The 26,697-nt window shown below is 61.0% G+C and carries 25 protein-coding genes and 2 pseudogenes; 9 read left to right on the top strand and 18 right to left on the bottom strand.

The window, feature by feature from the left end:
- Nucleotides 1–2: 2 nt before the first annotated feature.
- On the top strand, nt 3–1,100 hold the full coding sequence (locus tag AC3A4Z_RS13180) for an alcohol dehydrogenase catalytic domain-containing protein (protein WP_498711954.1): 1,098 nt from the start codon (nt 3–5) through the stop codon (nt 1,098–1,100).
- Nucleotides 1,101–2,243: 1,143 nt separating this feature from the next.
- On the opposite strand, the gene AC3A4Z_RS13175 is transcribed toward AC3A4Z_RS13180, so the two are convergent.
- Nucleotides 2,244–2,771, bottom strand: a complete 528-nt coding sequence (locus AC3A4Z_RS13175) for a MarR family winged helix-turn-helix transcriptional regulator (protein WP_498711953.1) — start codon at nt 2,769–2,771, stop codon at nt 2,244–2,246.
- Between the two features lie 242 nt (nt 2,772–3,013).
- On the opposite strand from AC3A4Z_RS13175, the pseudogene AC3A4Z_RS13170 reads away from it, so the two are divergent.
- From AC3A4Z_RS13170 to AC3A4Z_RS13155, 4 genes and pseudogenes are all read left to right on the top strand, one after another.
- Nucleotides 3,014–3,864: pseudogene (locus AC3A4Z_RS13170) on the top strand (VOC family protein).
- Between the two features lie 213 nt (nt 3,865–4,077).
- The gene (locus tag AC3A4Z_RS13165) at nt 4,078–4,203 is read left to right on the top strand and encodes a hypothetical protein (RefSeq protein ID WP_498711952.1); all 126 of its coding nucleotides are present in this window, start codon (nt 4,078–4,080) and stop codon (nt 4,201–4,203) included.
- A pseudogene (locus AC3A4Z_RS13160) lies at nt 4,190–4,786 on the top strand (NADPH-dependent F420 reductase); the annotation flags it as partial. The gene AC3A4Z_RS13165 and the pseudogene AC3A4Z_RS13160, both read left to right, overlap by 14 nt.
- Before the next feature lie 55 nt (nt 4,787–4,841).
- The gene (locus AC3A4Z_RS13155; RefSeq protein WP_498711951.1) at nt 4,842–5,255 is read left to right on the top strand and encodes a DUF6069 family protein; all 414 of its coding nucleotides are present in this window, start codon (nt 4,842–4,844) and stop codon (nt 5,253–5,255) included.
- 323 nt (nt 5,256–5,578) lie between these two features.
- Here the strand turns inward: AC3A4Z_RS13155 and AC3A4Z_RS13150 are convergent, their stop codons facing one another.
- The 6 genes from AC3A4Z_RS13150 to AC3A4Z_RS13125 form a co-directional block, all read right to left on the bottom strand.
- Nucleotides 5,579–6,769 (bottom strand): hypothetical protein, encoded by a 1,191-nt coding sequence (locus AC3A4Z_RS13150; protein ID WP_498711950.1) that lies wholly within the window; start codon nt 6,767–6,769, stop codon nt 5,579–5,581.
- Nucleotides 6,770–6,786: 17 nt separating this feature from the next.
- Nucleotides 6,787–9,168, bottom strand: coding sequence for an SEL1-like repeat protein (locus AC3A4Z_RS13145; RefSeq protein WP_498711949.1), 2,382 nt, complete (start codon nt 9,166–9,168; stop codon nt 6,787–6,789).
- Nucleotides 9,169–9,363: 195 nt separating this feature from the next.
- Nucleotides 9,364–10,431, bottom strand: coding sequence for a PDDEXK nuclease domain-containing protein (locus AC3A4Z_RS13140; RefSeq protein ID WP_498711948.1), 1,068 nt, complete (start codon nt 10,429–10,431; stop codon nt 9,364–9,366).
- A 57-nt stretch (nt 10,432–10,488) separates the two neighbouring features.
- Nucleotides 10,489–11,721 carry a hypothetical protein gene (locus AC3A4Z_RS13135; protein ID WP_498711947.1) on the bottom strand — a complete coding sequence of 411 codons (1,233 nt, stop codon included), beginning with the start codon at nt 11,719–11,721 and terminating at the stop codon, nt 10,489–10,491.
- Nucleotides 11,722–11,751: 30 nt separating this feature from the next.
- A complete protein-coding gene (locus AC3A4Z_RS13130; protein ID WP_498711946.1) occupies nt 11,752–13,383 on the bottom strand; it encodes a relaxase/mobilization nuclease domain-containing protein in 1,632 nt (543 codons plus the stop codon).
- A 2-nt stretch (nt 13,384–13,385) separates the two neighbouring features.
- On the bottom strand, nt 13,386–13,811 hold the full coding sequence (locus AC3A4Z_RS13125) for a MobC family plasmid mobilization relaxosome protein (protein ID WP_498711945.1): 426 nt from the start codon (nt 13,809–13,811) through the stop codon (nt 13,386–13,388).
- A 227-nt stretch (nt 13,812–14,038) separates the two neighbouring features.
- On the opposite strand from AC3A4Z_RS13125, the gene AC3A4Z_RS13120 reads away from it, so the two are divergent.
- Both AC3A4Z_RS13120 and AC3A4Z_RS13115 read left to right on the top strand, forming a co-directional pair.
- Entirely contained in the window at nt 14,039–14,752 is a 714-nt protein-coding gene (locus AC3A4Z_RS13120; RefSeq protein ID WP_498711944.1) for a hypothetical protein, read from the top strand.
- 30 nt (nt 14,753–14,782) lie between these two features.
- Nucleotides 14,783–15,097 carry a hypothetical protein gene (locus tag AC3A4Z_RS13115; RefSeq protein WP_498711943.1) on the top strand — a complete coding sequence of 105 codons (315 nt, stop codon included), beginning with the start codon at nt 14,783–14,785 and terminating at the stop codon, nt 15,095–15,097.
- A gap of 531 nt (nt 15,098–15,628) precedes the next feature.
- Here AC3A4Z_RS13115 and AC3A4Z_RS13110 read toward each other — a convergent pair.
- The 6 genes from AC3A4Z_RS13110 to AC3A4Z_RS13085 all read right to left on the bottom strand — a co-directional run bounded on the left by AC3A4Z_RS13110 (nt 15,629) and on the right by AC3A4Z_RS13085 (nt 18,697).
- A complete protein-coding gene (locus AC3A4Z_RS13110) occupies nt 15,629–15,895 on the bottom strand; it encodes a helix-turn-helix domain-containing protein (RefSeq protein WP_498711942.1) in 267 nt (88 codons plus the stop codon).
- Nucleotides 15,896–15,918: 23 nt separating this feature from the next.
- On the bottom strand, nt 15,919–16,188 hold the full coding sequence (locus tag AC3A4Z_RS13105; RefSeq protein ID WP_498712068.1) for a ParB family protein: 270 nt from the start codon (nt 16,186–16,188) through the stop codon (nt 15,919–15,921).
- A 15-nt stretch (nt 16,189–16,203) separates the two neighbouring features.
- Entirely contained in the window at nt 16,204–16,656 is a 453-nt protein-coding gene (locus AC3A4Z_RS13100; RefSeq protein ID WP_498711941.1) for a P-loop NTPase family protein, read from the bottom strand.
- Nucleotides 16,657–16,740: 84 nt separating this feature from the next.
- On the bottom strand, nt 16,741–17,643 hold the full coding sequence (locus AC3A4Z_RS13095) for a single-stranded DNA-binding protein (protein WP_498711940.1): 903 nt from the start codon (nt 17,641–17,643) through the stop codon (nt 16,741–16,743).
- Nucleotides 17,644–17,648: 5 nt separating this feature from the next.
- Entirely contained in the window at nt 17,649–17,915 is a 267-nt protein-coding gene (locus AC3A4Z_RS13090; RefSeq protein ID WP_498711939.1) for a glutaredoxin family protein, read from the bottom strand.
- A gap of 395 nt (nt 17,916–18,310) precedes the next feature.
- Entirely contained in the window at nt 18,311–18,697 is a 387-nt protein-coding gene (locus AC3A4Z_RS13085) for a hypothetical protein (RefSeq protein ID WP_498711938.1), read from the bottom strand.
- A 230-nt stretch (nt 18,698–18,927) separates the two neighbouring features.
- Here AC3A4Z_RS13085 and AC3A4Z_RS13080 point away from each other — a divergent pair, with 230 nt between their 5' ends.
- Entirely contained in the window at nt 18,928–19,155 is a 228-nt protein-coding gene (locus tag AC3A4Z_RS13080) for a DUF2188 domain-containing protein (RefSeq protein ID WP_498711937.1), read from the top strand.
- 342 nt (nt 19,156–19,497) lie between these two features.
- On the opposite strand, the gene AC3A4Z_RS13075 is transcribed toward AC3A4Z_RS13080, so the two are convergent.
- Nucleotides 19,498–20,844 carry a ParB/RepB/Spo0J family partition protein gene (locus AC3A4Z_RS13075; protein ID WP_498711936.1) on the bottom strand — a complete coding sequence of 449 codons (1,347 nt, stop codon included), beginning with the start codon at nt 20,842–20,844 and terminating at the stop codon, nt 19,498–19,500.
- A 753-nt stretch (nt 20,845–21,597) separates the two neighbouring features.
- On the opposite strand from AC3A4Z_RS13075, the gene AC3A4Z_RS13070 reads away from it, so the two are divergent.
- The gene (locus AC3A4Z_RS13070; protein ID WP_498711935.1) at nt 21,598–21,768 is read left to right on the top strand and encodes a hypothetical protein; all 171 of its coding nucleotides are present in this window, start codon (nt 21,598–21,600) and stop codon (nt 21,766–21,768) included.
- A 163-nt stretch (nt 21,769–21,931) separates the two neighbouring features.
- Here the strand turns inward: AC3A4Z_RS13070 and AC3A4Z_RS13065 are convergent, their stop codons facing one another.
- The 4 genes from AC3A4Z_RS13065 to AC3A4Z_RS13050 all read right to left on the bottom strand — a co-directional run bounded on the left by AC3A4Z_RS13065 (nt 21,932) and on the right by AC3A4Z_RS13050 (nt 25,779).
- Nucleotides 21,932–22,084 (bottom strand): hypothetical protein, encoded by a 153-nt coding sequence (locus AC3A4Z_RS13065; RefSeq protein WP_498711934.1) that lies wholly within the window; start codon nt 22,082–22,084, stop codon nt 21,932–21,934.
- Nucleotides 22,085–22,270: 186 nt separating this feature from the next.
- Nucleotides 22,271–23,296, bottom strand: coding sequence for a DUF4192 domain-containing protein (locus AC3A4Z_RS13060; RefSeq protein ID WP_498711933.1), 1,026 nt, complete (start codon nt 23,294–23,296; stop codon nt 22,271–22,273).
- Nucleotides 23,297–23,860: 564 nt separating this feature from the next.
- On the bottom strand, nt 23,861–24,769 hold the full coding sequence (dprA, locus tag AC3A4Z_RS13055; protein WP_498711932.1) for a DNA-processing protein DprA: 909 nt from the start codon (nt 24,767–24,769) through the stop codon (nt 23,861–23,863).
- A 413-nt stretch (nt 24,770–25,182) separates the two neighbouring features.
- A complete protein-coding gene (locus tag AC3A4Z_RS13050; RefSeq protein WP_498711931.1) occupies nt 25,183–25,779 on the bottom strand; it encodes a recombinase family protein in 597 nt (198 codons plus the stop codon).
- Between the last annotated feature and the right edge of the window lie 918 nt (nt 25,780–26,697).

Raw genomic sequence — 26,697 nt, 5'->3', positions numbered from 1 at the left:
GCATGAGCGGCAATACACGAGCGGCGCTGGTCCTGGAGCATGGCCAACCGCTTGTCGTTGAAGAGATCCATATGCGTCAACCGGGACCTGGCGAAGTCTTAGTGCAAATACACGCCGCAGCGGTGTGCACCACCGATGTGTTATCGCACGGCGGACTCACTCTCGCGCCCCCGCCCTATATTCCCGGCCATTCAGCTGCGGGAGTGGTGGTGGAAGTCGGGCCTGGGGCTCGTTATCTAACACCAGGTGACAGGGTTTCTGTGACCGGATCGGCTGAATGCGGGACGTGCTACGCATGCTTGCGAGGCACTCCCTCCGCATGCGATGAAATTATGGCCGGTATGCAGCCGCCCTTCATTGTAGGCAACCGCTCTGACGGATCCCAGATATCCGGGGATCTTGGCTGCGGTGTCTTTTCAGAAACCATGTTGTTGCGGGAATCTGTGCTCGCAAAGTACGACGCAGAAATTCCACCTACAGTCGCCGCTACCCTGGGCTGCGGCGTTGTGAGCGGCTTAGGTGCAGTACTTAACGTGGCTAACGTGGAACCTGGCGCAACAGTTGCTGTCATTGGGGCGGGCCATTTAGGACTATGGATTATCCAGGCAGCTCGGTTTGCTGGCGCTGAACGCATCATCAGTATCGAGACCGACTCGAACCGGCGCTCACTTGCGGTAACTATGGGAGCTACTGACGCTATTGATCCGGTCGAAGCAGACCCCGTGGAACAGGTCAAGGAACTTACACAAAACCGCGGAGTTGACTATGCCTTTGAAGCAGGGGGCACGGTCGAGGGCACCTTTCAAGGCTACCAAATGACCAGAGGGGCAGGCATTTTGATTACAACTTCCATGGCCGGACTGGCTGACGAAGTTGCTCTTCCAGCCATGCCCTTGGGCGTCTCAGCGAAGCAAATCCGCAGTTCCCAAAGTGGAGGTGGCAAAATTAGACGTGATATACCGAGATTTGCCCGACTCTTGGAGAACGGAACATTCACGCCGGAGCCCATAATCTCTCGCGTTTTCGAACTGGACCGTATCAATGAAGCCTATGCGGCCGCCAAAGCACGAGAGGTCATTACTGGTGTCATTACTTTCTAGTGAAAACAGGAATACTAGGCCAGATACGTGGGTTGGATCAAACCGTTTCCGGAGGTCGCCGTCGTCTCGCCGTTGGACGGCATGCCGTCTGAACAAAAAAGGTGTTTGAGATAATGAATAGACCAGTATCGTTACTACACCTTACGGTTACAGCGTCTGACGCCGAGTCACTTGAGCGGAAACTTAGCGAAGCAGTTGCTCTGACTCAACGCACGGCTATGACAAATCCTTGCTGTGGAATCCTCATCACTCATGAGGCGCCTGGGCAATTTAGTGTGACCCTCAATGCTGCCGTTCCGTACGGCATTACGCAACAACTAGTGGCATGGTGACATGCACTAGGGCGTGTCGGTTCCAGTGTTCATCTTGGTCTGCTTGTGGTGTTGTAAGTTTTTTCGGAGTCTCGGTGGGACGAGGCTGGGTCTGAAGCCGAAGAACTATCCGGAGGTGGAGATGCAGTTAAGGGCCCGCATCACCCCGGTTGAAGACGGCCGTATTTGCGCGCTCGTTGAAGAGATCCCAGCGGCGGTAGGAAGTCGGTGTCCAGGGCGCGGATGAAATTGGTGGCGCCCGGAAGCCTCACGGATATTTTGACACGCCTTGTGGCCCATTCCTCCCCTGGCCGGCGCCTGGGTATGCCGCATCCGCGGCTGCCATAGCTTGACGGAAGGAATAAGCGAAGCAACACCCCTGCGTCATTTCAATAGAGCCGGCTGGTGAGCGACTTTGGAAATCCGCCAGAACGGCCAAACCATCGAAAGGGTGTCGTTGAGGACGCCATGCCCGACTCCTCGACCTTGTGATCGCCGCCGGTCGCCTATTGGCCCGCGTCGATCTTCGGAGCCTGCCAAGGCCACCAGCTCTGGGTCACCCAACAGGAACTCTCGGGAAACCTGAACTATCGGATGACGACAAGACAGATTGTCGGATAGAAGTTGTCAGAAATGCTGAAGTAGGACTCCGTCATATGCAGCCCTCGTGACTGAAACTACGTCTGGTCGACATTCAACTGCCCGCGTCCTTCACTCCGCCTGAAGACGTCGACGTTGCGAGGCCAACCCTAATCACCGGCCACTAAACGCTGTGCCTTCAGTGCCAAACAGAGCCTGCGATTCGCAGTCAGAAGCACCCGGGACGGAGCTGTCAGCGGAGGCAGCGGTCTTCCGGGTCGATGGTGTTCATGATGCGGCGGCTGATCTCGTGAAGGCGCTTTTGTTGGGCCTTGGTAAGAGGGTCAAAGACGAGCCGACGTACTTCTTCGACGTGCCCGGGTGCTGTTTTAACGACTTTGTTCCAGCCCTGTTCGGTGAGAGTGGCAAGGGTGGACCGGCCGTCGTCGGGGTCAGCGGCGCGGGTGATCCAGCCGCGCTTTTCCAGCCTGCCGACGACCTGGGAGAGGCGGGGAAGGCCTGATTCGGCCATGGCCGCGAGGTTGCTCATCCGCAGCGTGCGATCCCGCGCCTCTGACAGGGCGGACATCACGGTGTACTCGAAGTGACTAACGCCCGCGTCACGCTGCAGCTGCTTATCAAGGGCAACTGGCAAGCGGAACAGCACGCTGGCGAAGGACAGCCACGCGGCCCGTTCTTCATCACTCAGCCACCGCGCCTCATCCTGAAGATATTGCCCCCTGTTGGCAACCGCTATCTCGTCAGTGACTGTGGCGTCCATAGTTACCAGCATACCAGCCCAAAAATTCAGACTTGAAGTAAAGCTTTTTCTTGTTTACTTGCATGGTGAAGTAATTGAGTGTAATATTTAGTTCAAGATTGAAGGGACCGCGGAAGTCTGGCCGCTGCAGAACACGCCACCTCAGGAACGGAAAGTTACCCATGATCTCGCCCAAAAACACGACATCAACTTCGAGACTTAGCAACCGCCCCGAGGAGGAACTTCTCGCCCCGGACACGGAGATGGGGGCGGTAACGCTCCGTGTCGCTGACCTCGACCTGATGACCCGCTACTACCGAGACGCCGTCCGGCTGAGCGTGCTCTCCCACAAAACAGGCACCTCCACCCACGGAGCACAGATCACCCTCGGCCGCCTCGGTCTTCCCATCGTGACTCTCGAACACTCCACCGCCCTCAAGCACGCGTCGCCCAGCCAGGCGGGCCTGTATCACACGGCCGTGCTGTTCGACACGAAGGCGGATCTTGCCGCTGCCGTCTACTCGACCGCCCGCCAGACACCGCACTCATTCACGGGGTCATCGGACCACCTCGTCAGCAACGCCTTCTACTTCAACGACCCCGAGGGAAACGGCGTCGAACTGTACTGGGACCGTCCCCGGAGCGAATGGAACTACATAAACGGGATTCCGGAGATGGGGGGGGCGACCCCCTCGACCCGAACACATTCCTTCAGTACAACCTCAACGAAGAGGCACTCAGCCGCAGTGACCAGCGTCCCGCGAAAGTTGGTCACGTGCACTTATCTGTCGGCGACATACCGACCGCCAAGCAGTTCTACGTGCACAAGTTGGGATTCGAGGTCGTCGGTGACCTCGGCACCGCGCTGTTTGTCAGCGCCGGCGGGTACCACCACCACATGGCCATGAACACCTGGAACAGCCGTGGTGCAGGTCCACGCCAGCTCACCCTCGGCCTCGGACTCGTACGAATCATCCTGCCCAATACGGACGATCTCTCAGTCCTCGAGGAGCGACTGCGCGCCTCTTCTCTTCCCACGCGCCACGATGGCCGAGCCCTGCGATTCACCGACCCCTGGGCAAACGAAATCGAAGTCACCTCAATCCGTGACTGAAAGTCCGAAGGACGCTTGCAAAGCGCGGCCGGCGGGCCCCAGGAGCAAGCCGGATGAATTTCGGTAACTCCCTATGCTCCCTCCAAGTCGCCTAACCGCTCCTCCAGGAACCCCTAGACCATCACGGACCGGGAGCGGAAAGAGCCGCAACCGGCACCACACAACCACACCAAGCCAACCGCACCACCGGTGCACACACTTAAGGAGATTGTTATGACCAGCATCAGCAGCCTCGGAACCGGCAACATGGGCCAGGCCATCGCAGCGATCGCCGAAAAAGGGCGGCAACACCGTTCAGGCCCTTGGCAGCAAGGACACAGACCAGGCAGTGACAGGTGACATTGTTATCCTTGCCGTTCCCTACCTTGCCATCACCGAAATCCTCGCCCAGCGTGCCGACCAGCTCGCAGGCCGCACCGTTGTTGACATCACCAACACGGTGAACTTCCAGACCTTTGATTCCCTCACCGTCCCCGCGGATTCCTCCGCCGCCGCCGGACTCGCCGCCGCGCTGCCGGAATCCAAGGTCCTGAAAGCCTTCAACACCACCCTCGGCCCGACCCTGGCCACCGGTAAGTTCGGTGGCCAGCCCACCACCGTCCTGATCGCAGGCGATGACCCCAACGCTAAAACCGGGCTCGCCGGCATCATCACCCCCGGCGGTCTGCAGGCCCTCGATGCAGGCTCCCTGTGCGCGCGCCCGCGAACTCGAAGCGCTCGGCTTCCCGCAGATCACCCTCGCCGCAACCGAAAAGGTTGCTTGGACCGGCGGCTTCGCCGTCGCCAAATAAACCCTTTCCGATCGGCACCTAAGACTCGGTCCCACCTTGCGGGGGAACGCAGCCTCCCAACCCAAAGGCCTGCGTCTCCCCTGCACCCATCAAACCCACATGCCCTTCAGCCTCAGACGCCCTTCACATAGCCGGCCTCGGACCTCACACAGGGCCCTCCACGGCATCACATAGGAAAGACACCCCATGACTCAGACCACCTCCCCCCTCGCTCCAACAAAACCAAAAGCCTTCAGCCGCGGCCCCCTCCTAGTGGCAAGCATCATCGGCACCGCCATAGTCAACGTCGCACTCTTCCTGGTGTTCCAAGCCGCCGGCGCGACGTACCAGAACATCGCAGGCATGCCGGTTGGCCTGACCAATGTCCTCATCATGACCATCGTCCCGCTCGTGTTCGGCCTCGGCGTTGTGGCACTCATCTCCCTGCGCTGGCCACACTTCATCAAAATCGGCAAATGGACCGGCGTAGCCCTTGCCCTGCTGACCATCGCTATGACCGCGACCACCGGCTTCGACACCCTCGGCTTCATCGCCCTGGCTCTAATGCACGTCATCGTGGCCCTCGCCATCACCATCGCACTACGACCCACCAAAAGCTGACGCAGCCAAAAACTCTGAACCAGACGCAGCGTCCGTCTGTGCCACACCCCAATCTGACGTCAGGTAGCCTCTCGCACATCGTCAGACTAGGGCCCCAACGGGGTTTCCTGTACGCCCGGGGGAAACAGCCTCAGATCCCAATCTGACAAAAGCAGCGATAGGGCAGCCAGTCACGCTTGTGCTGGAGGCTGCCGACTCGGCGCCCGGAGTATTGCGCCTATGAGTCTGATAGCAGCGCCTCTGTAGACCTAGCAGGGAGAAGGGGCGTAATCAGACCCTGAACTAGAACTGGCAAGCTCAGCTGCATCTACCGTGGAGAAGGGCTACCCCTTCTTGACCCTTGGAGTTCTGTTGCCATACCGAACGTGGGACATCGTTAGTCCCCCCTCCACAGGACCTTTCACATGGGAAAAGGTGATGGGGACCCCAGTCGACCTGTGAACAAGCAACGATTGGTCATTGGCAAGCCAGCGTTCGTACCACTCACTATTTCCGCTAAGAAGTGAGCGGAGATAATAGCGCCTATATGGGATTAGAATTTCACCGCCAAACGACGACTCCCTATTAAAGGACCGGGAGTAACTGAAACCAGGAACTTTAGGGCCAGGCACTTCAAAGTACGCCGTACCGACTTGGGCGATGATCGAAGCGATATCCAGCAGCTGTTCATTGATGAGTCGCACTCTTTTTGCACATCTGAGGTGGTCGACGTCTAGTTCGTAAGGGTTTGACCCATGAAGCCAAGCCAGCGTGCGCCGGTCAAACATGTTCTCTGCTCTATCTCCTCCCGCGAAGTATGCAACTACTCCTAGGGACCTGTATCGGAAGACTACAACAGGCAGATTCTGGTGCCCATCACTGTAGTAGAAGTCCGGCTCAGGCGTGGATACACATCTAAAGGTGAAAATAGATCCCAGACCTTCGGTCCGGACAAAGCTTGGACCTTCAACAAAACTGAATAGATGCGACTGAATGTTGCTCAGTATGGAGATGTGGTCGGCCCGGTGCGTGAGCTTCGCATGGTCGGGATCCTTCATGAGACTCGGTTCTTCAGCGAACGACATCCCGGCAAAAGAATTGGCATAGTAAATCTTGGCCAGCCAAAGGAGCATTAGACGTCTATGCTCCGTGCGAAGATTCCCCTGACGGTCCACATTGACAACGTTTTTCACGTCAGGTTCCAGACTTCTAGACAATGCATTATTGCAACCCAAGCAGCAATCAACTTTGGACCTAAGGTAGCTCCGTAATGAAGATCCTCTTTCGAAGTTTGGAAGCTGGATGCCGCCCGTGGTGAGACCAGCCTGCCGGATCAACCACTGCGGAATAATGTGTTCTGCCGAGAGGTCATCACCAGCGATAACTTGAGTTCCGCAAAGAAAGCAGAACTTATCTCTCCCCAAGCGGTAGAGCTCGGCCAGGTCAGCTGCTGACTGCAAGGGTGCCGTTCTGATCGATCCCTCTTGTGTTTCCGACAGCGTCAGGTTACCTAATCTGGGTTCGTATTCGGCCATGGGCATGGGCTCATTGATCATGAGGAGCCCAATTCCGGGTGTTCCGCCAAGAGAACAGCCAGGCACTCAGCAGCCATAGTATCGCCCCGTTCTACTGCAGCGATAAAGTGCCGTTGGGCCTCCTGATAGTTACCTCGTGCTGCTTCTATGGATCCCAATTCGATCATGGCATCAGTGTCTCCTGACTCGACGTCCTCGGCTAACGCAGCTTCTGCTGCTTTAGCTTTGTCGAGTAGGACGTTGGCTTGTGTGTGATCTCCTAGTTCCCGTAAGGCGGCTGCCAATCGGTTCATGGCGTAGGCAGACCCTGCGTCTGCTGCTTTGCGATAAAGGCCGTGGGCGACTTCTCCTTCCAGACGGTCCGCTAAGGAGACGAGCGTGTCCACATCGTCGAAGGATTGGGTTTTGGCCGCCGCCAAGAATTGTGCCTTGGCTTGGTCCTTGCGCCCAGTTCGTTCATACAGAACCCCCAAATACAGGATTCCGGCGGCGAGTCCTCGTTCGGCAGCACGGTCAAGCATCCCTTCCGCCTGCTCAACGTCGCCTTCATCCAAAAACTTTTTGCCGACGATAGCTAGTCCAAGCTCGTCGTCCTTCGCGGCCGCGCGCCTGTATAGCTCATTCGCCTCATCGTGCAGTCCCTTGGCATCCAGTACGAGGCCCAACCCAGACATCGCCGCTGGATTTCCGTTCTGTACCGCGTTGCGCAGCCATCCTTCTGCTTCCATAGCCTGCCCCCGCCGGAATAGGAGCTGGGCGAGTTGAAACATGCCGGCACCGTTGCGTCGCTCTGCCGCCGCACGGTAGAGCCGCTCGGCCTTATCTATTTTTCCTGTGGCCTCCAACTGCATCCCATAGTTGGTCATGCCGAAGCCACTGCCCGCCATCGCTGAACGCCTATACCACTCGACAGCTTGGACTTTTTCTCCACGTCGAAAGAAAATGACGCCCAAGTTTGCCATCGCGTCGCCGTCTCCTGCGCTGGCCGCTTTTAGGAACCAGTGTTCTGCCTCTTCCAGCTGTCCTTTCCGAAGCAACTGGACGCCAAGACCGGTCATGCCGCGAGGATTTCCTGTTTCAGCGGCGAGTCTATGATGCTCCTCCGCTTCAGATTCGCGGTCCTGACGCTCCAGCCACGTCCCGAGGTTGGCTGTGGCCTCTGCATTCCCCATAGCTGATGCCCTTTTGAACAACTGCATGGCAACGAGGCTTTTTCCAGAGTAGCTAGCTATTACTCCAGCGTTGTTCAGCAAACCGTCTGGAACGTCGGCCCGTGCCACCGCCTCCCAGAGAGGAAGAGGAATGGGTGCACCAGAACTAGCAATATGATCAACCAAATAGTCGAAGGGACGTAAAGACCCATCGGTTGTGGAGACAAGGAGACCGAAGGCTCCACCTCCAATAGTTCTATTCGTCGCCCAAGCAAGTCCCGTAGCAAGGTCCGCAGGGCCCAATGAGGTGTCTGCTTCTTCAAGGTAGTTAGCCACAAGCGGGAGGGCTACGGCTTCTGGAATCGCATCGCCGATGCCTGAACGCTGCCAATCAATAGCGGCTAAAACGAGTGCCACGCCGACAGGGTTTGTGGTGCGCCCTGTATCCAGCCGCTCCAGAGCTAGGAAGCCGCCACCTACGTATGTTCCAAGACCATACTTCAATATGCCCTGGCGGGTTCGATGGTCTTGAACTTGTAGTGCAAGCTTCGTCCGTTCTTCGTCTTTATTTCTCAGTCTTATGACTCTGAAACACCGCAAGGTCTCCCACTGAGTCCGGGGATTAGCGTCATTTGGCTGAAACTGTTCGTAGGACGTTTCCCGCATCGTTGCCACGATGACATTGCCGGTTTCCTGGAGTTCGTCCAGCCATCGGGCTTTCAGATCCTTGGAATCTGCGAGGTACCTTTCGAGGTCATCTAGCCAAATTACAGACTCGGCGGGTACCTCGCCGGCATTCATCAGTATCGCAACACCATTTGGAACGTCGGGGATAATGACCGGACGGCTCGAATAGAGGTCCTGAATGAGATGCGAGGCCATTCTCGTCTTGCCGACCATAGAAGGGCCGAGAATTAACACGGGTTCGCTGTCAGCAAGAGCATCAATAACTGCGCCTTGAGCGTCGCGTTCGATGTACGGCAGGTCTAGGAGGGCTTCGTGAATTCCCCACATTCTCGGAGAGATATCCGAAGGCAGAAGGCCTCCTGGGCTTTCACTCCCTTTGGTTCTCATCGATTGGATTCGAGTGGCAGCGCTCGTGTCCTTGCTCTTAGCGCGGTCCTTCGCTGCCTGCATCGCGATGCCACCAACTACGCATGCAATGCCCAACAGACCGAGCAGCCAGCCCGGCCACCCTACTCGCGCAATGAAAACAGTTCCTGCGGCGAACAGCGCCGCGAAGGCCACAATCCCCCACGAAAGCTCATGACGCTTTCTTCGCCGCCAAAATGAATCCAAAATCCCTCGCAGAATATGCCGGCTTCTTGTTCTGCCGGTCGTTCCTAGCAGGATAGACGTAATTTCAGGGCTTCAATTGATATCGGGCTACTCAAGAGTCGGAAGCATGACTCCTTGTGAGGGGCACTATTGGACCACCAGACGTCAAGCTCTCGGGACGTCCCCCTCCTCCTTCAACTCCGACTCGGCCCATTCGAGGGCTGCGACGATATGTCCTTCATCAGGAAGTGCCCGCTGCTCTGCTGCCGGAAGCCTGTCATAGGTGTAGGCCGCTACAGCCATGGGCGACGTGGAGCGGCCGAGGCTGTACCGGACGCTCCGGTCGTTTTTTGTGCCGCAGATCAGGATGCCGATTGTTTCGTTGTGATGGTCGCGGCGGAGGACGTCGTCGACCAATGCGACGTAGAAGTTGAGTTTGCCGGCGTATTCGGGCTGGAACTTGCCGGTCTTGAGTTCGATCACGACGTAGCGCGATTGTTCGATATGGAAGAAGAGCAGGTCGACGTAGAAGTCGTCACCGTCGACGTCGAAGTGGACCTGGCGGCCGACGAAGGCGAAGCCGGGGCCCAGTTCGCGGAGGGTTTCGGTGATTCTGCTGGTGAGGGCGTTTTCAAGTTCCCGCTCGGCGACTTCGCCTGAGAGCCCGAGGAATTCGAAGTTGTAGGGGTCCTTGGCTACCTGCTGGGCGAGCTCTGAGTCCGGTGCATCGAGGTGTTGGACAAAGTTTGAGGGCGCGGCACCTGTGCGTTCCAGAGTCTTGTTCATGATCATGTTCATGAGGACGTTGCGGGACCAGCCGTGCTGCACGGCAGCGGCGGCGTACGAGTCCCTTGCCTCTTCGTCGAGCCGTTTGTCGAGGATGGTGCGGATGTGGCCCCACGGCAAATGTCCCACAGGCTGTGGGACATTTGGGTCGAATGCCGGCCAAGCGTCGGCGAAGCTGCGCATGTACTGCAGGTTCGACCGTGACAGGCCCTTCATGTCGGGAAACTCAGCTCCCAGGTCTTCGGCCAGTCTGCCGATTACCCCACTCCCCCACGCTTCAACAGCTTGCCGCTCAAGGATCGTTTTCCCGATGGACCAATACAGTGCAATGAGCTGGGTGTTGACGGTCCGGATCGCCCGGGTACGGGCAGCCCGCACCCGATTCTTGAGCTCGCTGAGGAGGTCGGTGTAGCCGTTGGGCAGAGCGAGGTCGCGGGCTTCAGTCATGGGTTCGATCCTATCGAGGGCACCGACATGGCCCGGCCGTCCCCTCTCAGAGCCGGCTTAGCGGCCGGGGCCGCCTTTACCTCGTTCTGCCCCCAGAGATGCTCCCGTGCGGGTCTTTCTGGCTTTAGCTGCGCCTTTGCCCATGGTCACGGCTGCACTGGGGTGTGTGCCCTCGCTGCGTTCCGCCGCGGCCCGCCCTTTGACTTGGGTTTCGTTGGCGCCCGTCGTTGCCAGGGACGCGGCGAATGCTTCTTGGCGTTCTGCTGAGCCATAGTCCGCGGCGGACACGCTTTCGGCCTTCAGGCCCTGGTCTCTTAGTCGGCTGCTGTTATTGCCGGTGACACGGTTCTCGATCTCCCGGCCGACGCCTTCGAGGCGGGCGAAGAGTTCCTTCTCGGCCCGCTCGTACCGCTGCTCAAGGGAGGAGAACTGGGAGCCCTTGAAGCCGCTTTCTGCCAGGAGCCTGGCTTCGTGCATATCCTTGGCCGCTCTGACGAACTCGGGATCCTTGAAGTGGGACTCGTTGGCACCGTTGACGTTCGCTGTTGTTTCCTTGCGCAGCTGGTCAAGGTCCGGACCGTTAACACCGTCCTTGCCGATCAGGAACATGCGTTCCTTGATGTCCACGTCGGCAGCTTCAGCTGCCGCTGGGGTTTTGGCGTTGTGTGCCCGCTGCAGCGCCTGTGCCAGCTCGGGGTTGGCCAAGTACTCAACCGGAACCTGGTGTCGTTCCATTTCGGGCGCCAGCTTCTCCGCCTGTGCGCGCAGTTCTTCAGCGCGGGCCGCTGCGAGCAGCTGCATGGCCTTCTCCTGTTCAGCGGCCGCCTTGCGCGTCTCTTCCTGGCTGAGTGCCAGCGCTTCCAGCCGGGCCCTTTCGGTCGTGATGGTCTGGATGCCCGACTCCAGGTAGGCGGTGTCCGAGCCGACGTCGTGGGTGTCGATCCCGTAGCGGGTCATGACCTCGTGCCTGATCCGGTCCGCGGCCGCCAAGGCTGCCGGGTCATGGTCTTTCCATGCCTCTGCTACGGCGTGGGCAGTGGCAATATCGCCGGGCTGCGCTTTGTTCCACCACTGATCCTTCTCCACCGGCGAGAGCGCGGCGCGTGCAGCGCTGCGTTGGGCCGCCAGTTGTGCCTGCGCTTCGTGCGCTGCCTGGGCGTCCTGCTGTTCCCGCTGCCGCATCAGTTCCTGCCGTCGGCGCGCCAGGGTTTCGGCAATGCGCGAGGCGATCTGCAGCGACTGCCGTATCCCGCCGTCCAGGACGTCGTCGATTCCATCTGATTCACTCATGGTGTTCCCCCTTGCACTTGGTGTGATTCGTTATCGGTCGAGCACAGGGCCGGTTTCGCGCCCCGTGTGCTGGTGGGTTTTGGCCGGCACCGGCGTGGTGGGTACTGCCGAACCTGGGCGGATGGGAGCCATACCGCGCAGGCCAAGTTCCACCGACTTCGGTACAGGTGTCTGTCCTGGTGCGGTTTGTTCCGCGGCTCCCACAGTGGCCGGTCTGGGCATGGTCGCTGCGAAGGGTTTCAGTTGTTCGGTCACCACGGCGCGGATCCGCTGCGCTTCCCTTGTTCGTCCGGATTGTTGGTGCATCTCGTGGATGGCAAAAGCGGTGTTCACCAGCTGCAGCATGAGAGCCGACTGGGCAGCGGTCTTGTTCTTGCTCGATGCCGCCATGAACAACATGGCCGTCCCGGCAATCGACGGGAGCGCCACGGGTTTGCTGTGCTGGAGTGGTGCGCGCAACTGCGCCGTGCGAGACAACTCGGCAGCGGTCGCTGCCAATGGTCCGGGCGTAGGTTCCAGGCGATGTGACCAGGCAGCGAATGCCCCTGATACTTCCCGCGCTGCCTTCGCCCAGGTGGCGTGGTCATCCCTGGGCAGGACGCGCAGCTTTTCAACCAGCGCTGTTGCATTGCGGGTGTATTCCACCCACACATCTGCCGAAGGGGTGGCGTTCTCCGGACCGGTCCTGGAGACCTTGCGCTTGTTGCGTGCCGCTGCGTTCCATTCCGCTGCGGCTTCGGTAGCCAGGTGCGGGGAGTCCATCCATTCCTCACGCAACGTACCGAGCTTCAGGTCTGACGCGAGCGTCCCGCCGCCGAACCAGATAGGCCGCTCCCCCGGCTTCGGCCTCTCCGCTACCGAGTACCCGACGATGACGTCGGTGGTGTTCTTCGCGTAACGCGGGCGGACCAGCAGTCCGGTGTCACGGGCCCGCCGAACGAATTCCGCTTCGGTGGCTGAGGCGCTTGCGCTGGCGCGCACCTTGCGGGCGAGGGAGGCACGGTGCATTTCGCGTTCGTCCCGGACCGCGGTGGCCTTTTCGGCGCGGTCGTAGCCGCGGGTGGCGTGCACGCTAGAGAGCTCTTCGAGACCGTACTTGGTTTCCAGTTCCCGGCAGGTCTGTTGTGCTCGTTTGTAGTCGCCGTGGGTGGAAGCTTTGGTGCCGTCTTCGCGGACGAGGGACACGGCGATGTGGATGTGGTGGTTGCCGTTTTCGCTGGTGCCGTGGTTGATTGCTACCCACCGGCACTGGGCTTTTCCGCTGGCTTCGGTGAAGCCCATGGCGTCGACGAAGTCGTTCGCGATGTCACCCCACTGCTGATCAGTCAGGGCCCCTTCTTCAGCGCGGAGACTCAACGAGCAGTGCCACACGTCGGCGTGCTTGTGTCCGTTCGGTACGCGTTCCTTCTTGACCGGGTCCCAGCGGAAATCTTTCTGCAGGACCTCGACGCCGAAGGCCTTTCGGGGCTGGTCCAGATGCTTCGCGATCGCCATCGCGTCGTCCTTGTCCAGGACGCCGTCGTCGTACCAGGCCATGATCGCCGCGTCCCCTGCAACGAGGTGCGGGTCAGTGTGCGCGTTCTTCGTCTTATCCTTGTCCGTGGATGCGAGGTAAAGCATCAGCCCGGTCATCCGGGACCCGCGCGTGATGTTCGGAATCATCCCTACATCAGCCCCTCGATCGTCCGGTCAATCCTCATCGCAACCTCGCGCACATACGCCAGTGCCGCCTTCGCGTCCTGGGGAAATTCGTCGCCGGCATTGGCGTGCCGGGCGATCTGGTTCACGTTGTTCGACACCCGAGCCAACAACGTATGGATCGCCATCAGTTCTGCCATCGCCGCCCTGCGCTCGATCGGCGTATCGGAAGTCTCAGACAAGGCCGAAGTGAGCAGCAGGTTCGGGACGGTCACGTTTTGCCGGGCAGCCTTCGCAATCAGGGCCGCTTCCTCATTCGCGGTCACCCAGACATCGCGCCGCTTCTTGGTCCCGGCCGGAGCATTCTCTCGGCGCTTCTTCGTTCCTGCCGTCGCATTCGCACGGCTGCGTACTGAAAAGCGGGAACGCGGCTTCTCCTGCTCTTCAGACACGCACTCCCCCAATCCCTTCAAACGGCCCAGCGCAGCGACCCCGAAACCGGGGACCACACGACCAGTGTGCCAAGCAAACAACCACAGGGCCGTGAGCGACACGCCATTTACACCCGTGTAAATGTATAGCTTGCTCTGCTTTCGCGGCACGCCGAGCCACCTCCTCCGGGCAGCACTCCGGCGCCGGTACGCTGGCACCGTCTGGACAGCCAACCTTGGGGGGACACATGCTCACAGAACACAACTACCTCGACGAAACAGCATCCCGAGTCGAGATCTCCACTTACCACCAGGCAACCGCCTCACGTCCGGCGCACGTCCTTCTTGAACTCCGCGTCGACCGGGACCTCAACCCTGCAAACCTTGCACGTCTGCGAGCTGCCGAAGAACGTCTCATCGGCGGCACCGACCAGGTCTGCGGGAGCATCGACAACGTCGCCACCCGCCACCTGCAGGACCTGACCGGGACAAAGACCCGCATCATCGAAGACGGCTACGCCCTCACTATCCAGATGGACGTCCCCGGGACCCGGGAAGATCCCAAACACCGTGCCGCATCTGACACCGGCAGAGATGTTGAATCCCCGCTGACAGCAGACCAGCAATCCGTACTTCCAGAACTGACCCGAAGCATCGAATCCGTCCTTCCCGCGCATGAACGCCATCACACCGAAACGCTGGCCATGATGGTCGCCGCGGAGCTCCCTTCACCAGCAGACGTGATCCGCTCCAGCGACCGGGTAACACTCGCAGAAGTCATCGAGCACCACGAACGCAGGATGGGCAGCGACCAGGCGCCCCTGCCAGCGTCGATAAGACTCGCCGAACTCTCCTTCCCACAACACCCCAGCGCCGCACTCCACAGCAGCGCGGGCGGCACCTCCCCGGGACCTGGAGGCGCGCCCCGCGCGTACCTCAGCGCCCCCGACCTCGAACGCTAAACAGCAACACCACGAAAGGCACCGAACACCATGGCTTCCATCAACATCGAAGAGACCAAAAACCAAGCCCGAGCCCTGCTCAACTCACGCATCAAATCCGTCGAAGAACTCGTCCAGGCACGCCAGCGCGTGACCGACCTCAAAGACCAGCTCGCCGCCGCTGAACGCGACGACAAACGCGCCTACGTCAAAGCCACCCGCGACGGCTGGAGCCCCGACGAACTCAAAAAACTCGGCCTCGAACCAGCGGCCGCAGGCCGCCGACGCAAAGCCCAAGCCAAGGCCACTGGCGCCCCCGCCGACGACGCGGCAGGCACCGACTCAGCCGAGCCGGAAACCGTTTAGGAGAACTAAGCCCCTCGCCCACATGGGCACGGCAAAAGCTATAACCTACGGGCTTTTCCCGCACACATTTGGACGACGGGACCCACCTAACCGGCTGCACACAAACGCCAGGACACCACCAGCGGGCACGTCACTACCGGGACCGGCCAATGTGCACAGCCGGGGAACGCTGAGGTATCCAACGGAGCCCTTTCCCATGGACCAAGACCGGCGTCACCGGCCCACCTATCGCAGGGGTCAGGTTTCTTTCAGCAGGGACGACACACACCGTCCAGGCGGGGTGAGGTCGGGCAGCGACGGAACCGTCATCAGTGGCAGGGTTCTAAGGCGCTCGGGGGGCTTCAGCCCGGTAACGAGCGGTGACAACCACAAGCTGCAGGGCGGCGCTCACCACCACCAAGTACCGCAGGCCCGCGTGATCCAAGCAATGGCACCAACCACGCACCCCGGGCATCACGAACGCTCACCACGACGACGATGGCCGGCACCCACTGGGCGCCGGCCATCTTGCTGCTTGGGGAACTGATTTGATTAGCTGCCGCCGGGGCTCTCGTCGCTCGGGATCTGCCCGGACGCGATGCGCTCTGCGGTCTTCTCATAGGCAGTTTCGATGAAGGCTGCGAGATCATCCTCACGCACCCGCCAAACGTTTCGGCCGCCGAACTGCGCCGCACGCAGCTCCCCGCTTTTCACCAGCGCATAAATCGACGGCATGCCCAGGTTCAGGATTTCCTGGACCTGCTCAAGGGACAGCATCCTGGGCAGCGGCAGCGGCGCCGGGACCTTCACGTGGTTCATTTCCTCAGTCCACTGACCCATTCCTACACGTCCTCGTTCCGGTGCTGCATCTCATCCATCGTTCTCTGCCCGCGGCGCAGCTCACCGGCCTTCACTGGAGGCCATGGCTTGCCTCCGTTGTACTTGCGCTGAAGGCGCTTCGCCTCACGCAGGCTGGCCCGAACAATGAAGTCCGAAACGCTCGCGTCACCCTCTTCGGGCTGGCCAGCATTCACGAAAGCGGCACGGACTTGATCGGCCTGCTCCTCGGTGTAGTAGGGCGTGAACGCCGCAATCTTCCTGGCCATCGCCATCACCACACCCCGGGGTTACTTGACCGCACGCAGCACGTGCGGCCACGGGTGCAGGCTGTCCAAATAGCCCTTCCCCAGTGACATGGAACCGTCCGCGTTGGTGCGGATATCGGAGTGCTGATGGCTGCCGCCGGCATGCGCGATCGCGGCAAGGACCAAGTCCAAGTTCTCCCGGTCCAGCCCTGATACGAGGTCACCCAGGGTGACCGGAACGTCCTCGGCTAGTGACGCGGCCAGCAGCAGGAAACGACGCTCGCCACCGGAGAGCACGCCAGCCTCTTCGGGGATGGAGGCGAAGTCGATCCACGCACTCACCTGGCCGGGCCCTTGCGGTTCGGTGCTCGTGTGCACCCATGGATTGCCGGGAGCAGCGAACTTCCCACCGAAGCCCCGAATCAGCAGCTCGGTGGCCGCCTCTATCGTGTACATGCCCCTTGCCCAGGCGCGGAGGTCATCTGCGTGCGTCATGGTGTGGTTCCTTTGCTCGTGGTCTACCGGTGGTGCGCCTGTCGGGGCCAGCGTATCGGCTGACCCCGACAGGTACGTAAGGGTTTAGAACGGAGGTTCGGAGTCGGGGCCGTTGCCCCAGCCGCTGCCGGCGTTGCTGGTAGCCGGGATGCCCCACGGGTCATCCTGCGAGGCTGAGCCCTGGTTGCCACTCCCCTGGTTGCCGAAACCACCACCGGTCTGTCCGCCCTGCTGGTTGCTGCGCTGGGTGCGGTTGACCTTGGCGTTCGCGTACCGCAGGGACGGGCCGATCTCGTCGACTTCGAGCTCGATCACGGTACGCTTCTCGCCTTCCTTGGTTTCGTAGGAGCGGGACTTCAGCCGACCGCTGACGATCACGCGCGTGCCCTTGGTCAGGGACTCGGCCACGTTCTCAGCCGCTTCCCGCCAGACACTGGCCCGGAGGAAAAGCGTCTCCCCGTCCTTCCACTCGTTGGACTGCCGGTCGAAGGTCCTGGGCGTTGAGGCAATGGTGAAGTTCGCTACGGCCGACCCACTCGGAGTGAAGCGCAGCTCTGGATCTGATGTCAGGTTTCCAATGACAGTAATCGTGGTTTCGCCGGCCATGATGGTTCCTTTTCCTCGTGTGCTGGTGATGTTCTCGGTGTGTGTTGTGGGTTCGTTCTGAGGTTGGGTCCCACCCGGTTCTTCGTGGGTGAGGTCGTTGGGTTGGTACTGGTTCGCAGTGTGCGCATCCCAGACACCGCCCTCCCCGAGCGGGGCGCGGTTGATCGCCTCAAGGTACCGATCGTCCCCTCCCTCGTCTGGGACGGCGTAGCCGTCGTACAGGTCCACGTTGAGTGGTTCCACAATGGCGGGTTTCACAACGTAGGGTTCCACAACGTCGGGGTAGATCCTGCCGCTGGGGTTGACCTGCCGGAACAGGTCCACCTCCAACGGGATCCGTGGGCTGAGTTTGTACCCGACGACCGGGCGCGGGGTGGTCACGGTCCTCACGCTGCCTTGTGACTCATGGCCGCCTGGACAAGCTTGTCGCGGCGCAGCCCGGACCAGCGGTCCTGGTCATCGGAGTTGTTCACGACGACGGGCGCCTGGGAGTAGCCGAGTTCGGCGGTGATGTACTCCAGTGCGGCGGGCACTTCGGTGATGTCCACGGCCGTGTAGGTGATGCCCTTGTAGTCGAAGTAGTCCTTCGTCTTCTCGCAGTTGGGGCAGTCCGGCTTGGTGTAAACCGTGAAAGCGGTCGGTGTTGCAGTCATTATCAGCACCTGGTTTCGTATCAAATGAGTTTCGTTCGTCTGGTTGACTTGCTACCTCAATTCTAGCAATCATTCAACTGAATGAATAGGGCTTTTACCGCTTATACCAGAGGTTTTTAGGAGCGCTTTTGTTTCAGGAAATATGCAATTTCGTGCGGGCCTGAACCACGGAGACGAACGGTGGGTGGGCGCCGCCGGCGACTGTGGTCATCCCCGCAGGTTCCCTAATGTCCACCCCCCTGTGCCTGAGAAGTCCCCCCGGAGGTGGGGTGTGCGCACCCGGCTGGAGTGGGAGTAGTGAATAGGTGTCGTCCCTGCTGAAGGAAGAACGACCACAGCGGATGTGCGTCGGCAGCGCATGGTGTGGACCATGGGAAACGTTCCCGGGCCTGTCTCTAAGAGTCCTTCGCCTTTCCTAATACCCAGCGGTTCCATCTGGTGGTGTTTCCGGGCGGCAGCCCGAGGGTGCGGATTGCTTTCTTGCACCAGCGGTTGCAGAGGTAATAGTGGGCTGCGGCGAGGACAAGGAGGCCGGCCAGGATAATCAGTGCCTGGTCCTTTGCGGCCTGGTACTCGTAGTATCCGGGCTGGCCGTAGACCAGCTCCCCGGTGACCAGGGGGCGGGTTACGTCCAGAAAGTAATTGAGCACCTGGACGAACGGGAACATCAGCAGAAATATCGGGACAAGCACGATGGCGAAGTATTTGAGCCATAGGATTCCGCAGCGTTTGTTCCAGGCCGCTAATTTCTTTTTCTGGTCAGTGTCGATCGACTGGTCCATACTCTCCCCCAATGAGTTCTCTTTTTGTGCATAGCTTACGGTGGCGCCGGGCGTGCCAACTTGAAAGATAAGCATGCTTGCTATTAGGTTGGTGTCAGCTTCTCCGCCTGTCCCCCATCAGGCGGAGTGGTTGCCAGGGAGGCCCCGCTTTACGACTCGTGCTGCGGGGCTTTTCGCTATCCACATGTGGGCAGCAAATGCAGGATTCGGAACGGCAGAGGGAGTGTGCAATGGCTCAGGGCGATATCGAGACGTACTACGAAGACGGTTCGTGGAAGAACAAGCGCGAGGGCGCTGACCGCGCGTTCGGCGCCGGCTACGGCACCAAAGATGAAGCGGCAGCTGTCGGCCGGGACGCGGCCCAGGCTGACAAGGTCGAGCACGTCATCAAGAACCAGGACGGGCAGATCGGATCCAAGAACAGCTACGGCAACGATCCCCGGAACGTCCCGGGCTGATCGCTAAGCCACCCCTGGCGCTCCAGCGCCTGGGGACACAAGAAGGGCCGGCTCAAATGAGCCGGCCCTTCTACGTTCTCCTCGGCAAAGGAAATCAACGGATTCAGCCTAGCTGAATGTTCTCGATGGTGCCTGCCGCTGCCGGGTGAACATCGTTGTCCCTGGAGCGCGGCACCTGGTGACGCGAGGGAAAAGGTGCGTGGATCGGCGGTCCGCCGCTGGTGAGTGGCTGCTGTGGTTCGCCCTGGGCGGCGGACCGCCCGACTTCTGAAAGGTTCCCGGCCCCCTACGTGGTGAGTGGCCGGGGTCTTGCCGGGCGGGGTTTCCGCCCGGCAAGGGTGTTTATGCGGCCGCGTCGTCCTCGGCAGGCTCGGGGCCGTCGAGGATGATGTTCTCCACCTCGCTGGGGGTGTATCCCCACGTGACCAGCTGGTTCAGGTAGTCCCGGTGCGTCTGGCTTGGTGATCGCCACGAGTCCTTGGCGATGGTTTTCTCATACCCTGCGCAGACCAGTGCGATCAGGGAGAACTCGGGCCGTGCTTCGGTTTTGGCGACGTGGTCCCGGAGCGGGTTCCATCCCCACCGGTCGGTCTCTTCAACCTTGGCACCAATCATTTCGGCGGCAACTTTCCCGTCGTAGCCGCTGGCGGTTTCGGAGTGGTGGGTGATGGCGTGGACGGTGAAGTACTGCCAGCCCTTGGGTGCCTGCTTCCTGGCCAGCAGGGTCTTGACCCATTCGCGCCGGACTTTGGTGGCCGATTCCATGGCCTTGTTGTTGGCGATCAGGGTTTTCCGCTCTGTCTTCTGGTCCTCAGTCATCGGGCCCTTCTGTGCCTGCGTCCCGCCGCCGTTATAGCGTTCGTACTTCGGGGTGAAGCCCAGTTCCTTCCAGTCAGAGATGACAGGCTCGGCCCTGTGTTCACCCCGGTAGTTGGTGTTGATCACGTAGGCGTTGGCGTCCTCGTCGGTGGCCGGTTCCCCGTCCGCCCGGTTGGCCGCTGAGACGTACAGGTTCTCCTCGTCGGCGTAGTGCCCGGCGTCCTCGACGATCGCCTTGCCCTGGGCAATGAGTTCCTCGATCAGCGCGGCAAGCTGAGCCTTGGATTCCCGGTCGTCCCGAAGCTTCTGGGCAATGTGGTCAAAATACTGCGGCTCGTCGCGGATGACTGATTCAAGTTCCTCGATGGCGTCCTGGTCTCCTTCGAACTCGGTCAGCACGAGGGCCATGTCGAGGGTGTAGCCGCTCTCGAGGGCCTTGCTCCCGGTGGTGGATGCCTTGGCTTTGAGGGCGTTTTCCACTTTGTCTTTCGTCCGGCCGGTCTTCTTGGCGATCGCGGCCGCCGAGACGCCGATCAGGGACAGCTGGTGGTAGGCGTCCGCTTCGGTCAGTTCGGCGCGCTGGATGTTCTCCACGACCTGGGTCACGATGCGCTCGGCTTCCTCGGGCGAGTCGATGAGCAGGACCGGGATGAGGGTCCGCTCGGCTTCGACGGCCGCGCGGGTGCGGCGCTGGCCCATCAGGACGTGCACGACGCCATCCTCCTTGCGGTGGGCAATGACGGGTTCCATCACGCCGTGTTCCTTGATGCTGGCGATGAAGTCAGCGGTCAGGGCGGCGTCCTTGCGGACGTTAATGTCCACGGTCAGGGTTGCCGGGTCGAGCATTTCAAGCGTGGGTGCTGCGTTCATGTGGTGTTGCTCCTTCTTGCCGAGAAGTTTGGGTGTGTGGGGCGACCAAAGGTGACCGGCCAGCTTCCCCTCTCCCCCCGACGCTTCTATGTCTGTCAAGCGGGTGGAAACGGGTGCGGACGCGGCTCGTGGTAACCGGCCAGCTTCCCCTTCCCCCCGGTTGTTTTGGCTGCTGGCGAAGCTTGCGGAGCTGTGGCCGACGGAGGCCTGTCTACCTTGGGCAAGGGGCGGGAAATTCCCGGAGGAAATCAGCGACGAAGGAGCGCCGCAGGGACATTTCCTGCACCGCAGGCCCCGACGAAGGAGGGGCTAGACGGGCCGGAGCGGACACGTACAATCCGTCAGGACAGCAGCCAAAACGTCGTAGACAAGACAGGGCCAGGGGGTCCGGAGCTCTGCGACGGAACGCCCTGGCCCCAACAGCCGGCCGCGAAGCGGACGCCCGATCTGATCTTTTGGTCCCTTAGGCTTGGGCCATGAACAACACCAGAAGAGCAACGCTCGTTTGGTCGCTGGGGGCAGTTGTTTTCTCTCTCATCGGCGTATACATCGCATTGAGTTTCAACGGAGCTTGGTACTCCGTCGTTTCGGCAGTCATCCTTCTTCTCGCGGGAGCGGCTTTCGCAGCTCGAGCGGTTTTATCCCTGCGGGCATCTGCCCGAGTATTGCAACCTGGAAACCGGCCTCAGCAGTAGATCGCGGATTAATGGCAGCTAAACATGCCACCATTGGCGGCCGCCGCCCGGGAGGTCCATGAAGATCTTGGCTGTGGTGTTCAGTGTTGCCGCGGTCGCGTCGGTGGTGTTGGTGGCCGTGGACCTGATCGTTGGTCGGCCTGCTGCCGGCGATATCTATATTGCGGTGCTTAACAGTGCTCTGGCCGCCGCTTGCTGGTGGATGGCCTCTGCAAGTCGGCGCGCCTAAAAGAATCCGTCAGGACAGCAGCCAAAACAGAAAAGCGCTACTACAGCCCGAGCGAAGCGAGGTCCTTTTCAGCGGTTAAAAGGCTGAGGCCGGCCCCTGGGGCCGGCCTCAGTTTTTCCCTCAGCAAAAGGAAACTTGCGGTGCAGCGTGATCGCTGCGGAACTTACAGGTCCAGCGGGGATTTCTCCCAGGAGATATCAACGATGGGGGCACCTGGCTGCGGCATGGTCAACATCGAGAGTTCGAGAACGTCCTGGGAATGGGTGGCATCGTCGGGTGCGGCATCATCATCCGTCAGGATGTACTCGTGGCTCATCTGCTGGCCCCCAGGCTCTTAGTGGTTCGCGTTCCTTTTCCACTGTAGCCCGGCGTCCGGCCCGTTGCCGCTTGTGGTGCTGCGCCCGCGGCAGCGTTTATCGGCGGCCGGAGGAGCGCATGCGGGGGAGGCCGCCGACGCACCCAAGGGGCCGGACCCTTTTCCCGGCCCGGCCCCTGTTTGTACTTAGCGGTGCCGCTTGTAGGCGGTTGCCTGGTTCTTTGCGACCGGGGCGACGGTCCCCCGGCTCACCAGCTGTTCCAGCAGCCCAGCGAGCCGGTAGCCGGGGCTGTCCTCGATCGCGAGGGTGAAGTGCTCCGCGGCCAGTGATGACTGTCCCTTGAGATAGGACAACCAGCCGATCAGGGTCAGCAACGGTGCCCGGTAGCCGTCGGGGGCCGTTTTCATCAGGTCCCGTGCCAGCTGCTGTGCCCGGTCGACCCGGTCCCAGTCAGGCGTGATGCCCTGCCCGATCAGCAGGTCTCCACTGTCCTCGGCGTCGGGCCGTTCGGGGTCGATGACATTGCAGAGCAACGTGTCGCGCAGGTCCGGACGCTGGAAGCAGGCCACCAGTTCGACCGCGGTGTCCGGGTCGGTCCATCCGTCTCGGGTCAGGGCGTCCGCCCACAGCTCCCGGCCGGTGTGCAGCTCTCCGGCGAACACCCCGAAGACGGCCTCACGGATTCGGTCGATGGCATCCGCCGGTCCGGTGAACGGCGGGTAAGTGGTGCCCGGGGTCTTTTGGTAGCTGCTGCCACGGAACACCAGTTCAGCGTTCAGCTGCCCGTCAGTGATGGTCTCCAGTGATTCGGGCGGGCAGCACCCGGCGTCGCTGTCGCACAGCAGGTTTTGCCAGTGTGACGGGGTGACCAGCCATGCGTCCTGCAGCGGGGTACCTGCGCCCTCCAGCATCTCGATGACGGCCTCGACGTGGTCGTGGAAGGGGCGTGGCTGTCCGAGGGCGGGGGTGTTGGCAGTGTAGATGGCCAGCAGCACCGCCGTGGCCTGAGTATCAAGTGCGAGGTAGTCGGCCATGGAGCGGGCGAAACCGGCGGGTTCGGCGAACCCGGGGGCGTCGACGCGCAGTGTCGCGCCCAGCTTTTTGCCCCGCATGGTCAGGAACACGAAGGATTCCCGCGGTACGAACCCCAGGGAGTGCGGGATGAAACCGAGAATGTCGGCGGGGCTGGAGATGCGGATGGCATCGTTCATGATGAAAGTCCTTTGCTGAGGATCCGGTGGGTGGGGCGGCTCGTGGTGACCGGCCAGCTTCCCCTTCCTCCCGTTGTTTTGGCTGCTGGCGAAGCTTGCGGAGCTGTGGCCGACGGAGGCCTGTCTACCTTGGGCAAGGGGCGGGAAATTCCCGGAGGAAATCAGCGACGAAGGAGCGCCGCAGGGACATTTCCTGCACCGCAGGCCCCGACGAAGGAGGGGCTAGACGGGCCGGAGCGGACACGTACAATCCGTCAGGACAGCAGCCAAAACGTCGTAGACAAGACAGGGCCAGGGGGTCCGGAGCTCTGCGACGGAACGCCCTGGCCCCAACAGCCGGCCGCGAAGCGGACGCCCGTTCCTGTGAGCTCTGCGAACAGGCCTTCCCCGGGCCACGGATCTACAAAGTGAGCCGGCACGGTGATGGGGCGCGGACGGCAGCAGAACCGGTGCCTGGTTTTGCGAACGGCGGTCCGCCGCCGGTGACCCAACGCTTAAGCCGCCAACAGGCGGCGGACCGCCCGCGGGTGACCGGCCCGGGAAGGACCGGCCACCTGGGGAGTCTTAGCTGGCGAGCAGCTCGGCTAGCTCGGCTGCATCGGAGACCAGCACGGCTCCGCCTTCTTTCAGCAGCCGGTGGCATCCTGCGGAGTTGGCGCTGTGAATGCTTCCGGGGACGGCGGCCACGTGCCGGGCGATCGTCTCCGCGTGATGTGCGGTGTTCAGCGCCCCTGAGCGCCAGCGAGCCTCCACGACACACGTCACCCCTGCGAGGGCAGCAATGATGCGGTTCCTCTGCAAGAACCTGTACCGAGTCGGGGCGGAACCGGGCGGGAGCTCCGAGAGCGTCAGGCCGTTGCCGCGGATAGCGGCCGCAAGATCAGCGTTACCCGACGGGTAGTCCCGGTCCAAGCCTCCGGCCAGAACCGCGAGGGTTGCGGGTCCCTCCCCCTGGCTCCCGGCCAACGCGGCCCGGTGCGCGTGCGCATCAATGCCGTAGGCCAGCCCTGAGATCACGCAAATTCCACGTTGGGCCAACCCGTACGCCATGTCCCCTGTCACGGAGGCGCCGTAGCTGGTCGCGTCCCGGGATCCGGTCAGGGCCACACACTTCGACGGCGCCGGGATGCCGTTGTCGATGTTGCCCCGGTACCAAAGCCCGTACGGGGCGTCAGGCAGATCGTCCAAGCCCTCCGGCCAGTGTTCATCTCCTGGGATGAGGAACCCGCCGCCCAGGCGTTCGATCCTGGCCAGGTCCTCCTCCGGGTCGAGCTCGGGAACCCGCGGCGCCCAGCGCTTCAAGGCCTCTGACAGTTCTTCGACTGTGGCCTCCGGAATGGCGTGTACGGGCTGCGCGCCGGTGGCAAGCCTCAACGCTGCGTACGCACCGAGCCTGCCCACGAGGGCCTGCCCGACACGGTCGACGGGTTCGAAGAGTCGGGTCAGGGCTGCGCGTGCAATGCGATCGTTCATGGGTTCTCTCGTCCTTTGCTGAGGATCCGGCGGGCGGGGCGGCTTAGGTGACCGGCCAGCTTCCCCTCTCCCCCGTTGTTTTGGCTGCTGGCGAAGCTTGCGGAGCTGTGCCCGAGGAGGCCTGTCTACCCCTGGGCAAGGGCCGGGAAATTCCCGGAGGAAATCAGCGACGAAGGAGCGCCGGAGGGAAAATCCCGGCACGCGGGCCCCGGAGTTCACGGAGGGGCTAGACGGGCCGGAGCGGGTACGTACAATCCCTTGGGACAGCAGCCAAGACAAGAAGAACGCTTCTACAGCCCGAGCGAAGCGAGGACCATTACACAGCGCCCAGCGCTGTGATTCGCCGAAGTTTGCCGAGCGCTCGGAATTCGGCTGAGGAAAGGCACCAGCGCGATAGGGCCGGCATTGTCTTGCTAAATGGCAGCCTGCTGGCCGCCAAGGGCTCGTGACCGCCTGTAGAAGGTTGCCCGCGACATTCCCAGGTCTCTGGCGACCTGCGCGGCGGGCTCTCCATCTTGTACCAATCGGACAGCATTTTGAATCTGGCTATCAGTGACTTTGCGGGGCCGGCCGCCAAGGCCCGAGCCAGCCTCGCGTCGCTTGTTGATGGAGTCCGTAATTCGTTCGCGCTTGATCTCGTGTTCCATTTGCGCGAGGGCGGCCATGATCGTGAACAATATTGAGCCCATCGGCGTTGAGGTGTCGACGTCACCTCCTCCCAGGTTCAGCACGCGCAGACCCGCTCCCCTGCTGCGGAGTTCATCGGCGAGGGCGAGCATGTTCTGCGTGGATCGCCCGAGCCGGTCCAAAGTCGTGATGACGAGGGTGTCACCTTCCATGAGCGCGTCCAGTGCTCGATCAAACTGTGGTCGAGATGCGCGCGCTTCGGAGAACCCATGGTCGATGTACAGGTCATCGCGTCGAACGCCTGCCGCCAGCAGATCCACACGCTGCCGGTCCGTGGACTGCTGCCGTGTCGAAACGCGTGCATAGCCAATAAGCTTCGACATGCCTGCCTCCGAGTGTTTCTCGTAACTAATAGCTAGTATGCCGATTCGAGCAGAGGGTTTCGAGACATAGTTATGAGAATGGCCGGGTGCTGCGAAAGCCGCGTGTCTTCACAGGAAACCGGACCCTCAAGGACGCGCCGGAACCCTTGGGATACGAGACGTCTCGTATCCCAAGGGTTTTGAGACGTTTGGGTGTGTAGCGTTTAGGGCAGTTTTGCGGGCAGGGTATACGGGACACCTCAAACTCCACCTCTGCAAAACCGCAAGTCAGATCCAGGTTGTCGCGCTAAGGGACCGGCTTACGGGCAGGTCTGGGCTGCATTCCCTAATAATGAGTTTCCTGCCAATCTGGGCCTTCCTGTCAATTGAGCGGCACGGCGGCGACGGCAATCAGAGCTCCGCCAAAGGTGACAAATGCGAGTCCCACCACACCGGGGGACGCTGATTTCCGATCCCTTTCCACAACGAGGAGAAAACCGCCCACAGCAACGAAGAGGGCACCGAAAAAATTAGCCCAACCGGCACCAAGTAACCACCTGCAAAGTATGCCCGCTCCAACACATACCACAACGGCCACAGCGAGCCTCAGAGTGTAAGTCCAATTCTTTGTGCCCAAATTTTCCCCCGATACAGATGCGATGCTGAATCTCTAATTTACAGGTTCGAATGATTAGCCTGATCAATGGTTCAGACTGCCCCGCAGCCAATCCATAGGATTGAACGGCAGCCGAGAGCAATCGCTGAGAGCAATCAGGGTTGAAGCCTTAGTGTTCGAGAAATCAAGAACGTGACACGGCGCCTTTGCCGCCATTGACCACGATCGGTTCCACAGACTTTTCCCCTAGGTTCGTTCTTCCACGATCCTAATGCGACTGGGGACATAACCTCAGGTCAAACGGTGGTAACCGCACCATGCGG

Source organism: Arthrobacter sp. Soil_C_49, assembly GCF_057656635.1.
Note: the sequence above shows the minus strand (reverse complement) of the source record. Positions and strands in the feature narration are given on the sequence as shown.

Coding starts and splice junctions, on each gene's coding strand:
- AC3A4Z_RS13150 (WP_498711950.1), bottom strand. CDS start 6,769: ATGGCCGAATACGAACCCAGATTAGGTAACCTGACGCTGTCGGAAACA.
- AC3A4Z_RS13105 (WP_498712068.1), bottom strand. CDS start 16,188: ATGGCGATGGCCAGGAAGATTGCGGCGTTCACGCCCTACTACACCGAG.
- AC3A4Z_RS13115 (WP_498711943.1), top strand. CDS start 14,783: ATGGCTTCCATCAACATCGAAGAGACCAAAAACCAAGCCCGAGCCCTG.
- AC3A4Z_RS13140 (WP_498711948.1), bottom strand. CDS start 10,431: ATGACTGAAGCCCGCGACCTCGCTCTGCCCAACGGCTACACCGACCTC.
- AC3A4Z_RS13090 (WP_498711939.1), bottom strand. CDS start 17,915: ATGACTGCAACACCGACCGCTTTCACGGTTTACACCAAGCCGGACTGC.
- AC3A4Z_RS13110 (WP_498711942.1), bottom strand. CDS start 15,895: ATGAACCACGTGAAGGTCCCGGCGCCGCTGCCGCTGCCCAGGATGCTG.
- AC3A4Z_RS13050 (WP_498711931.1), bottom strand. CDS start 25,779: ATGTCGAAGCTTATTGGCTATGCACGCGTTTCGACACGGCAGCAGTCC.
- AC3A4Z_RS13120 (WP_498711944.1), top strand. CDS start 14,039: ATGCTCACAGAACACAACTACCTCGACGAAACAGCATCCCGAGTCGAG.
- AC3A4Z_RS13070 (WP_498711935.1), top strand. CDS start 21,598: ATGAAGATCTTGGCTGTGGTGTTCAGTGTTGCCGCGGTCGCGTCGGTG.
- dprA (WP_498711932.1), bottom strand. CDS start 24,769: ATGAACGATCGCATTGCACGCGCAGCCCTGACCCGACTCTTCGAACCC.
- AC3A4Z_RS13100 (WP_498711941.1), bottom strand. CDS start 16,656: ATGACGCACGCAGATGACCTCCGCGCCTGGGCAAGGGGCATGTACACG.
- AC3A4Z_RS13130 (WP_498711946.1), bottom strand. CDS start 13,383: ATGATTCCGAACATCACGCGCGGGTCCCGGATGACCGGGCTGATGCTT.
- AC3A4Z_RS13155 (WP_498711951.1), top strand. CDS start 4,842: ATGACTCAGACCACCTCCCCCCTCGCTCCAACAAAACCAAAAGCCTTC.
- AC3A4Z_RS13180 (WP_498711954.1), top strand. CDS start 3: ATGAGCGGCAATACACGAGCGGCGCTGGTCCTGGAGCATGGCCAACCG.
- AC3A4Z_RS13075 (WP_498711936.1), bottom strand. CDS start 20,844: ATGAACGCAGCACCCACGCTTGAAATGCTCGACCCGGCAACCCTGACC.
- AC3A4Z_RS13085 (WP_498711938.1), bottom strand. CDS start 18,697: ATGGACCAGTCGATCGACACTGACCAGAAAAAGAAATTAGCGGCCTGG.
- AC3A4Z_RS13065 (WP_498711934.1), bottom strand. CDS start 22,084: ATGAGCCACGAGTACATCCTGACGGATGATGATGCCGCACCCGACGAT.
- AC3A4Z_RS13080 (WP_498711937.1), top strand. CDS start 18,928: ATGGCTCAGGGCGATATCGAGACGTACTACGAAGACGGTTCGTGGAAG.
- AC3A4Z_RS13165 (WP_498711952.1), top strand. CDS start 4,078: ATGACCAGCATCAGCAGCCTCGGAACCGGCAACATGGGCCAGGCCATC.
- AC3A4Z_RS13135 (WP_498711947.1), bottom strand. CDS start 11,721: ATGAGTGAATCAGATGGAATCGACGACGTCCTGGACGGCGGGATACGG.
- AC3A4Z_RS13175 (WP_498711953.1), bottom strand. CDS start 2,771: ATGGACGCCACAGTCACTGACGAGATAGCGGTTGCCAACAGGGGGCAA.
- AC3A4Z_RS13060 (WP_498711933.1), bottom strand. CDS start 23,296: ATGAACGATGCCATCCGCATCTCCAGCCCCGCCGACATTCTCGGTTTC.